At 37.6% G+C, this 9,954-nt stretch carries 6 protein-coding genes; all 6 read right to left on the bottom strand.

All coding sequences use genetic code 11. The features are described 5' to 3' along the window. Positions 1-1,466, bottom strand: a 1,466-nt coding sequence (locus tag CEF19_RS19300; RefSeq protein WP_100408383.1) for a glycoside hydrolase family 140 protein, incomplete at its 3' end; no start/stop codon positions are given. Between the two features lie 291 nt (positions 1,467-1,757). Beyond that, entirely contained in the window at positions 1,758-3,281 is a 1,524-nt protein-coding gene (locus tag CEF19_RS19295) for an ABC transporter substrate-binding protein (RefSeq protein ID WP_100407575.1), read from the bottom strand. A gap of 176 nt (positions 3,282-3,457) precedes the next feature. After that, positions 3,458-4,345, bottom strand: coding sequence for a carbohydrate ABC transporter permease (locus CEF19_RS19290; RefSeq protein WP_100407574.1), 888 nt, complete (start codon positions 4,343-4,345; stop codon positions 3,458-3,460). Positions 4,346-4,359: 14 nt separating this feature from the next. Then, positions 4,360-5,253, bottom strand: coding sequence for an ABC transporter permease (locus CEF19_RS19285; protein ID WP_227522116.1), 894 nt, complete (start codon positions 5,251-5,253; stop codon positions 4,360-4,362). Positions 5,254-6,115: 862 nt separating this feature from the next. Then, positions 6,116-8,965 carry an alpha-L-rhamnosidase gene (locus CEF19_RS19280; RefSeq protein WP_100407573.1) on the bottom strand — a complete coding sequence of 950 codons (2,850 nt, stop codon included), beginning with the start codon at positions 8,963-8,965 and terminating at the stop codon, positions 6,116-6,118. Between the two features lie 187 nt (positions 8,966-9,152). Next, positions 9,153-9,954: apiosidase-like domain-containing protein (locus CEF19_RS19275; protein WP_198510324.1), on the bottom strand; the 802-nt coding region annotated here is incomplete at its 5' end.

Genomic DNA, 9,954 nt, shown 5'->3' with positions numbered 1-9,954 from the left:
TTCTTAACCTCTGATGGTACAGGCATTTCTCCATAAATTTGTGCTTTGCCAGGTCTTGTTGCACGATTCTCTCTGCACTCTATCACACATACCCAATCCTGCTCTGTTCCGCGAGTTGGTGTTACTATCTTAATTGCGTCATTTTTTAATACTTCTGTTAATTGAATTGGTTCTTCTGAAGTAACATTATTTTGTAAATAGCATTGTCCATCTCTCGGATTAAACCACCACATGTGTAAATCATCGCTTTTTAACCTGCCTACATCTATTGTTTCTTCTCCACCTGATGGGAAATACACACAAATGAATTCCCCTTCATTTATACACGCCTGATTATGTTCATCGAGGATATCTTCCTTCTTATGACGTTGTTCAGTTAGTATTTTCTGAGATGGTGTACACTGACTTAAGTCTCTTGATTCAAGAAAGTCACGCAGGATTTTTATTTGCCATGCGCCAGGCCTGTCAAGAGCTTCAAACCAAGAATATGTTCTCCAACTGTCTCTTTCCTTTTCTGAAATCATACACCACACAGAGGCATGACCATATGTATGTCCAAAAGACCCGGCAAACAAACTCCAATAAGCACGTTTTCTTACCATCCAACCTCCATGATATTCAAATTGTGTTCCTGGAACTGGAAAAGCTGTTGGCATTTGTTCATAGGCAGGTTCTGCATCAAATACTGGCATAGGCTGTTCTGTGTCATAATATGTTTTTACTAAATCATAATTTTTTGGCGTTAACCCATGTCCTGATTGAATCATGATAAATGATATCCAAGCCTCTTCGTCCGTCCAATAAGACATGGTTGAGCATTCCCCCGTCTCCAGTTCATGACATGGATGATACGTCATAAGAAGCTTTTCCCAATTAAGGTCTTTGTGGTTGTGTTTTAAGTCCCTTCCAAGTACACCTTTTGCAATACCTTCAGCCATACTCCGCCAAACATCCTTGTAATCGACCTCGAGATGGATCGGCTGTCTATCTCCACCAAGACACCAAATGATATTTGTTCTGTCCTTATAGCGATTCCCTATCCATTTCCCATATTCATAAGCATTTTCTTTAGTAACAATTTTTTCCGAAAATTCCCCCATCCAGTTATGACCAACAACAAGTTCTCCCCATACAGGAAGTAATAGTACATAAAATCCATATTCCTCTGCTTTATCTATTATCCAGTCTAAATACTCGAAATATTTTTCATTTGGCGTGTTCAAGTTATTGTTTAATAACGCCTTATCTCCAGCTGGATTTCTCATTTCCTTATCCTGCTCTGGGTCAAGTGCAACCAGCTGAAGTACAGTAAACCCTTGTGATTTTCGTTTCTGCATCAGGTACTCTACATCGTCCCATTTCAATCTCTGTGCTAGTGTCCAAACCGTATCTGCAAGCCATATAAATGGTGTGCCATCCTGGTATGTAAAGTATCTTCTATTCTCCGAAATTTTTAACTTATCCATTTGAATTCTCCTTTTTTAGTCAAAACAACTATATATCTATAGCTAAATTATTATAAGCGCTTTCATCACCAAGAAATAATAAAAGTAAAGAAAAATATTGCTTGATTCAAAGATGAAAAAAGTGAAGGCGAGTCTGTATCTTTTTTTAAGCTGCCAGTTAGAAGCCCGTTACATCTCATAACACAACAAAATAGTCAATAAACCCTTTCATCCACCATTTGCAACACTCTTTGCGAAAACAGCCTATGAAAAGGAGTACTCCAACATTACATAGGAGTACTCTAAGTTTTTTTATTGATTACTTGCCCATTCGTCTAATTGTCTTTGCTTTTCAGCGATAATCGTATCAATTCCAGCTGTTTTTAGCTTAGCGATAAACTCTGGAAGCACTTTTTCTGGATCAACAGTTCCTGTTTCTAAAGAAAGCTTATATTGATTAATAACATTGCTAACAGCTGTATATTCGTTTCTTACAGGTTCTGCATTAAACGTAAAACCTAATGCTTTTGAAGGGATTGCGGTTGTGTTAAATTCTTTATATTGTTCAGCTAACTCCGGATCTGTTCCATTCCATACATAACCTGAACCAAATTGATCTCCAAACATAAAGTTTTGATTCAAACCATATCCAGTCGTCGAACCATCGACTCCTTCTGGATAATCAATCACATTCTCAGATACTTCAACATAATGCTCACCCTCGATTCCATAATGGATTAAACGAGCGATTTCTTGGTCACTAAACATTAAGTTAAGGAATTGGAATGCTTTTTCTGGATTTTGTGAAGTAAGCGGAATACCCCAGTTCAATCCAATAACGTTTGAAGTGGTCGAATGAGCTTCACCTAGAGGTATTGTAGTCATTTCCATTCCATACGCTTTAGATTCTTCCTCTGCAGACCCCGGTTTTATCCCATATAACATCGATGCTCCCCTGCCAGACTTAAATAAATCCTTTGCAGCGTCTTGGTTTGTAGCTGCATCTTTCAAAATGTATCCAGCTTCATACCACTTTCTAAGAAGTTTTAAGTGTTCCGCATATTCAGGAGTTTCGTATAAATTTACTACTTTTAAGTCGTTATCATAATTTGGAAGCACACCAATGCTATCACCTAATCTATCGAACCAACGATAGTGGTCGATCATTGAGAATCCTACAATACTAGGAACAAGTGGCGCAATATTAGGATTATTGGCTTTAATTTCTTCAAAAACGTATTCTAGATCTTCAAACGTCTTTACCTTCGTTAAATCAATACCATAATCATCTACGTATTTCTGCGCAATTAAAAAACCATTTGTTTCAGCCATTTCATTATAGTTAGGAATAACATACTGTTTATTATTATGCTTGGCTGCATTTAGATATTTCGGCTCAATTACTTCTTTAATTCCATCGCCGTACTCATTTAAAAGGCTGTCTAATTCATTTAATGAACCTTTAGCTATAAGACCATCAATTGTTGTAAAACTTACCATTAGTAAATCTAGTTTTTCATTACTAGATAACATTAAATTAGTTTGCTGTCCAAAAGCACCAATACTGATTGGTTCAAGGTCAACTGTCGCATTAATCTTTTCTTTGGTAATTTCACTGATTGCTGCCTCTACCTTATCCATATCTTGTGGTACAGAGCCAAATACCGGGAAAGCCATTACAATTTCATATGTCTCTTCAGTCTCACCCGTTGTACCAGTTTCACCCGCACCTGCACTACTATTATTGCTTGTGCCTTCACTCTTTGGAGAACAAGCAGCAACCAATAAGATTGTTACTAATAAAAGGACTTTCCACATGTTCAAATGCTTTACCATCGTCATCCCTCTTTTACATTTATTTTTTAGTACACCTTAATTGTAAGGGTTTTCACGGAATGTAACCGCTACAATTCCGACATGGGAATAGTACAATATCGACTTCCTTTATTCATTCAACTTGCAAGCCATGAAACATTTAACGGCATTCCGAAAACTATCTCATGGCTTTGCTACTATTTAACTGAACCAATCGCAATTCCTTTAATTAAATACTTTTGGAAAAATGGATAAGCGATGATAATTGGCAAAATCCCGACAACCGCAATCGCCATTCTTATTGTTGCTGATGGTAACTGAGATATCGCTTCACCTGATTGCGCTGCATAATCACTGTTGCTCGTTAAAAATTGGATGTCCGTCAAGATTCGATTTAATATGTTTTGAATACTGTACAGCGACGGGTCAGTTAGATAAATTAGCCCATTCATCCAATCATTCCAATACATTATTGTTTGTAGCAGTCCGATCGTTGCAAGAATAGGGAGTGACATCGGTAATACGATAGCGAAGAAAGTTCTGAATTCGCCTGCCCCATCAATTCTAGCCGATTCCAAGACGGCATCTGGAATCGTATTCGCAAAAAACGTTCTCATCAGTAGGACATTGAAGCCATTTACTAATAATACCGGTACAATGAGCGCCCAAATCGTATTTTTAATATCAAATACTTGCGTATACACATAATACGTTGGGACAAGTCCACCGTTAAATAATAACGTAAAGAAGACAAGAAAGGTAATAATCTTACCAAAAGGAAACTCTTTCCTAGATAACGGAAAAGCAAGTAAAGCGGTAAATGCTAATCCAGTGATAGTACCCACGACTGTTACAAAAATCGTGATTCCATACGCTCTGATTAACTGATTTTTTTGTTCCCATAGGTAAACGAAGGCTTGCGTACTAAATTTCTCTGGGAAAAAGGAATACCCATTTTGTAGAATCGACATTTCATCTGTAAATGATGAAATAACTAATAAGACAAAAGGAATGATACAGAAAATTGAAATACTTGCTAATATAATATGTGAAATCCACTGCCATCTTCGAGTTTCTTCATTCATTCAGAACACCTCCATTAAAATAACGCATTATCCTTACTTAATTTACGAACAATTAAATTCGCAATTAGAACTAAAGCAAACCCAACAACAGATTGATAAAAACCCGCAGCTGACGCCATGCCGATATCTCCAAGCTGCAACAAGCCTCGGTACACATACGTGTCAATAACATTCGTCGTATTGTATAACATCCCTGAATTTAATGGCACCTGGTAGAACAAACCAAAGTCTGAATAAAAGATACGACCAATCGAAAGCAATGTCATCATCACAATGACAGGAGCAATTAATGGTAAGGTAATTTTTCTAATTTGTTGCAACTTAGAAGCTCCGTCCAATGTAGCAGCTTCATAATATTCTTTATCAATTCCGATAACTGCCGAGAAGAAAATAATGGTGAAAAATCCGATACTCTTCCACAAGTTAACAATGGTTAGGATGAACGGCCAATATTTTGGCTCCATGTACCATGAAATCGGTTCTAATCCCAATAGTGGAAGGATCGTGTTATTAAGAACTCCACTTTCCACACTTAATCCCGCATACACTAAATAACTAACAACAACCATCGAAATTAAGAAAGGAATAAGAATAATACTTTGATACAACCGTACAAAGAATACTTTTCGAATTTCGTTTAATAACACCGCAACCGCAATCGCGACAACCGTATTCAAAATGATAAAAAAGCCATTGTACAGCAACGTATTCCGCGTAATAATATACGCATCCTGTGTTTTAAACAAAAACTCGAAGTTCTTCAAACCAACCCAATCACTACCAAAGATACCGCTTGCAAACTTAAAGTCTTTAAATGCAATCACTAAACCAAACATAGGTAGGTAGTTGTTGATGAGAAGGTAAAGTAACCCCGGTGTGACCATGATGAAATAAGGCAGATATTTCATGAACTTTCTTTGTTTTTTCCTAGGTACCTCTATTGAAACCTTTTGCTCCGCGTTCGGATTATTCTGGTATTCTAGGTCTTTACTTAACGACGTTTGCGCCATCATAATGCCCCCTTTAACCTTTTGGTGATGTTTTGTTACCTAAATGATAGCGTATTCAAAGACATACCCTCTGCTTCACATTAGACCTTTCACTAGTAGAATTACGACTAATCAGAAAAACGCGGTAGCGTCTTATCTGATTAAGCGATGAGCGGAACCCTGCCTTCCTTTAAGCAGAGTGCCAAGTGAACTTCTGGTGCTCTGCTTAAAGGAGCGAAGCCATCACCACCCCATCACCACCCTGAATAAGCATTCTCTGCTTCTCTAATTCCCCTCCAATCAAACAAAAAGGCCCTGAAAAGTTATTCTTAACCTTTTCAGGGCCTTCATTGAGTTTTATCCTATTCATCATACAACCTATCCCTAGAAAGCAGTTCAAATTACAATAAATAATCCACCCACTACAAATCCCTAAACTATAGGCGTATTTGTAAATGAGGGAAGCTGGTAAAGTTAAAGTTGAGTGACCGTCTCTCGTAAGAAAATGAAAAAATAATATAATAAAAAATACGGAGACCAGTATTCGTTGGTCTCTGTATTTTTTAATTTTTAGTGCTTTTGAGACGGCCACTTTTTTGAAAAAATAATCAAGTAGAGATAACGAGAAATAAATAACATGAAGATGTGAAAAGGGATAATTCCGAACATTCGTTTGAAGTTTATTTTTAAGAGTTTAAAATACTTTGATAAAGCCAACCAATCTTATATCTTGCATGAAAGATATTGATAGCGTAATGATTATTGAAAATATGCTAACTTTTTAAATTGGGACAATTACCTTATTTCTTTTTAATACAAGATCCAATTCATCTAAAACTTCTGTTGATATACCCCAAAATGGCATATTTGATAATTCTCTTAAGGATTGTTGCCCTACCTTGTCCAGTATCTCCTTTGTTAATGCTGTAGCTTGTGGGACTTTTTCTTCCAATACTTTTTTTGCCTCTTCATTGCTCAGTAGTTCAAGCAATGCCAACTGTGTACTGTAATATTTTATATAGTCAACTTCTGGATCATAGGAAAACTCCCACGTTCCACTAGATAACTCCACATGTACCCGGTTCTCAACCTGAGCGGAACTCACTTCGTCTTCATTAATTAAAGACTTTCCATTTATCGTTACATTTTCATGCTTTGCATCTGGTAATTCAATTGTAGCACTCGTATTAAAAGGAATAACAAATTTAAATGTCAACTGTCCTTCATCATTCAGTTCCCACATACTTTCGTATAATCCCGCAGAAGAATTGATTGTTGCTTTCACATACTTCAATCTATAATCAGGTTGTGGTGCTAATCTTACTTTTCTAAAGCCAGGCTTTTCTTCAACTGGGTTAATTCCTGCAACATTTCGATACATCCATTCCACAATTGAACCATAAGCGTAGTGATTTAGAGAATTCATATCGTCTCCACTAATCTTGCCATCTGGTAACACAGAATTCCAACGTTCCCAAATTGTTGTAGCTCCCATAGTTACAGCATACAACCAGCTTGGATAATCCTGATTTAACAGAACAGTATATGCCAAATTATTATTTTCATTCTCCGAGAGTACTCTACACAAGTATGGTGTCCCAACAAATCCAGTCTTTAAATGGTTATTATCCTTTTTCAATCTCTCACGTAAATCATTTGCTATTCTGTTTCTATGAACTTCAGGAACCAGATCCATAAATAATGCAACGACTAATGCCGTCTGTGTGCTCAATGCCAGACGTCCTGTGGAAGTAAAGTATTCTTCCCTGATCGCAGTTCTTACTTCAATAGATAACTTTTCGTAATCACTAGCTAACTCATTCATACCTAGTACCTTTGCAGCCTTGGCTACCAGCATAGAAGAGTAGCAGTAATAAGCTGAAGATATAAATGCTATCTCTGTTCCGCCTGTAGGAAAACTTGGGTCTTCCCCATCTAATCCCAGCCAATCCCCAAAGTGGAAGCCGGTACTCCAAAGCCTTTTGGCACCCGATGCCTCATCAGCTTTTTTGATATAATCAACCCAGCCTTTCATGCTTTCAAATTGCTGTTCGAGAATGGATTTATCTCCATAATGAAGATATACATTCCAAGGTATAACGGTTGCTGCATCTCCCCATGCACTGGAGCCCCCACCATGAAGGTTTGTCTTAGGTGCTACCATGGGAACCATACCATCTAATGCTGCTTGTTCCTTTGCGAGATCATATCCATATTTGCTAAAAAAGGCAAAAGTATCCATATTAAAGCACGATGTTCCTGAAAATACCTGGGCATCTCCGGTCCACCCCATTCGTTCATCACGCTGAGGGCAATCTGTAGGCACATCCAGGAAATTACCTTTTTGACCCCATAATGCATTCAGGAATAATCGGTTAACTAGGGGATTACTGGTTTCAAAATCCCCAATTTGATCCATATCAGAATACAAAACACATCCTGTAAAATCATTCTTATTAATTTCTCCATACCAACCTGACACTTTGACATATCTAAAGCCATAATAGGTAAAGTGTGGTCTTATGGTTGATTCCTCTCCATCGGATATATATCGAAACTCAGCTTTAGCTGTTCGCAGATTGTCCTGATAGAAATTACCTTCTTGGAGAATTTCAGCATATTCTAATACTATTTCTGTACCCTTTGGGGCAGTGGTTTTAAATTGAACCCAACCGACCATATTCTGTCCCATATCCAGTACAGTTTCTCCTTTTGGAGTTGTAATTAACTCAATTGGACTTAACTCTTCCTTTACTACTACCGGTAGGCTCAACCTTGCCTTTAATCGGTCATAACCTAAGTCTATTTCCTTTACATCATGGTCGTTTCTGTCATATAAAGTTGAATCGTAAATCTCACCATCATAAATACCGCTAAATAAGATGTTACTCTTTCTTGCTTTCCATGAATCATCCGAATTTAGAACCTTTATGGTTCCATCTGCATACTTTATTACAATTTCACATAAAAGGGCAAATTTATCACCATATATTTCACGTTCTCCGCCATCAAAGCCAAAACGTCCTTTGTATAATCCATTACCTAGTGTAATTTCAATAGCGTTTTGTCCCGTTCTTATTAATTCGGTGATATCATAGGTTTGGTACTGAAGCCATTTGTCATATGCATTAAAATGTGGAGTAAGATATTCTTCTCCAGCCTTCTGACTGTTTATTTCTATTTCATATAATCCTAATCCACAAACATAGGCACGTGCTGAAACAATTTCTTTTGAAACATCAAATTCCCTCCGCATCACTGGGTGTACATCCTTTTCCAAATCAGGAGTAATCCATTTAGCATGCCAAGGGTCCTCGAGCTTTGCCGTCTCAAACCATGCCGATTCACTGGTAGCTATATCCCCATTATCCGCCCAAACAGTGACACGCCAAAAGTAGCGTGTGCGTGGCTCTAGTTCTATTGGCAGTTCATAAGCAAGACTATCAATCTGCTCGCTTATGCCACTGTCAAATACTATATTCATAAACTCATCATCAAGAGCAACCTGTATTTGTGCAGCTGTCTGTTTTAAAGCTGTCGTTTCACAAGTTATAAAGGCTAAACGAGGTTTCCCCAAATCAAACCCCAATGGATTTGTCATACGATTTGTTTTCATATTTATTATTTTCATATTCATATTTCCTTTCCATGAGTAATAGATTTGCTTAAAAATTTAGCGCGTCCCCTCATGACACTCCAATTTTTGCTATAAATAAACGATTCCTGGTGCTAGCAAGTATCAATTGCAGCAGGACAGCAAGTTACAGGGAAGCTAGCATACTTATCTTTTCAGCCATCTTACTACTCCTCTCAACTACTTACCAGGCGGGAAAAACCTTCTTAACCTCTGATGGTACAGGCATTTCTCCATAAATTTGTACTTTGCCAGGTCTTGTTGCACGATTCTCTCTGCACTCTATCACACATACCCAATCCTGTTCTTTTCCGCGAGTTGGTGTGACTATCTTCATTACATCATTTTTTAAAACTTCTGTTAAACGAATTGGTTCTTCTGAACTATCATTATTTTGTAAATAGCACTGTCCATCTCTCGGGTTAAACCACCACATGTGTAAATCATCGCTTTTTAACCTGCTCACATCTATTGTTTCTTCTCCACCTGATGGGAAATACACACAAATGAATTCCCCTTCACTTATACACGCCTGAATATGTTCATCGAGGATATCTTCCTTCTTATGACGTTGTTCAATTAATATTTCCTGAGATGGTATACACTGACTTAAGTCTCTTGATTCAAGAAAGTCACGCAGGATCTTTATCTGCCATGCGCCAGGCATGTCAAGAGCTTCAAACCAGGAATAGGATCTCCAACTGTCTCTTTCCTTTTCTGAAATCATACACCACACAGAGGCATGACCATATGTATGTCCAAAAGACCCGGCAAACAAACTCCAATAAGCACGTTTTCTTACCATCCAACCTCCATGATATTCAAATTGTGTTCCTGGAACTGGAAAAGCTGTTGGCATTTGTTCATAGGCAGGTTCTGCATCAAATACTGGCATAGGCTGTTCTGTGTCATAATATGTTTTTACTAAATCATAATTTTTTGGCGTTAACCCATGTCCTGATTGAATCATGATAAATGATATCCAA

Source organism: Bacillus solitudinis (genome assembly GCF_002797395.1).
In the GTDB taxonomy this organism is placed as follows: Bacteria; Bacillota; Bacilli; order Bacillales; family Bacillaceae_D; genus Halalkalibacter_A; species Halalkalibacter_A solitudinis.
This window is presented reverse-complemented; position numbering and strand designations above follow the sequence as displayed.

Coding starts and splice junctions, on each gene's coding strand:
- CEF19_RS19295 (WP_100407575.1), bottom strand. CDS start 3,281: ATGGTAAAGCATTTGAACATGTGGAAAGTCCTTTTATTAGTAACAATC.
- CEF19_RS19290 (WP_100407574.1), bottom strand. CDS start 4,345: ATGAATGAAGAAACTCGAAGATGGCAGTGGATTTCACATATTATATTA.
- CEF19_RS19285 (WP_227522116.1), bottom strand. CDS start 5,253: ATGAAATATCTGCCTTATTTCATCATGGTCACACCGGGGTTACTTTAC.
- CEF19_RS19280 (WP_100407573.1), bottom strand. CDS start 8,965: ATGAAAATAATAAATATGAAAACAAATCGTATGACAAATCCATTGGGG.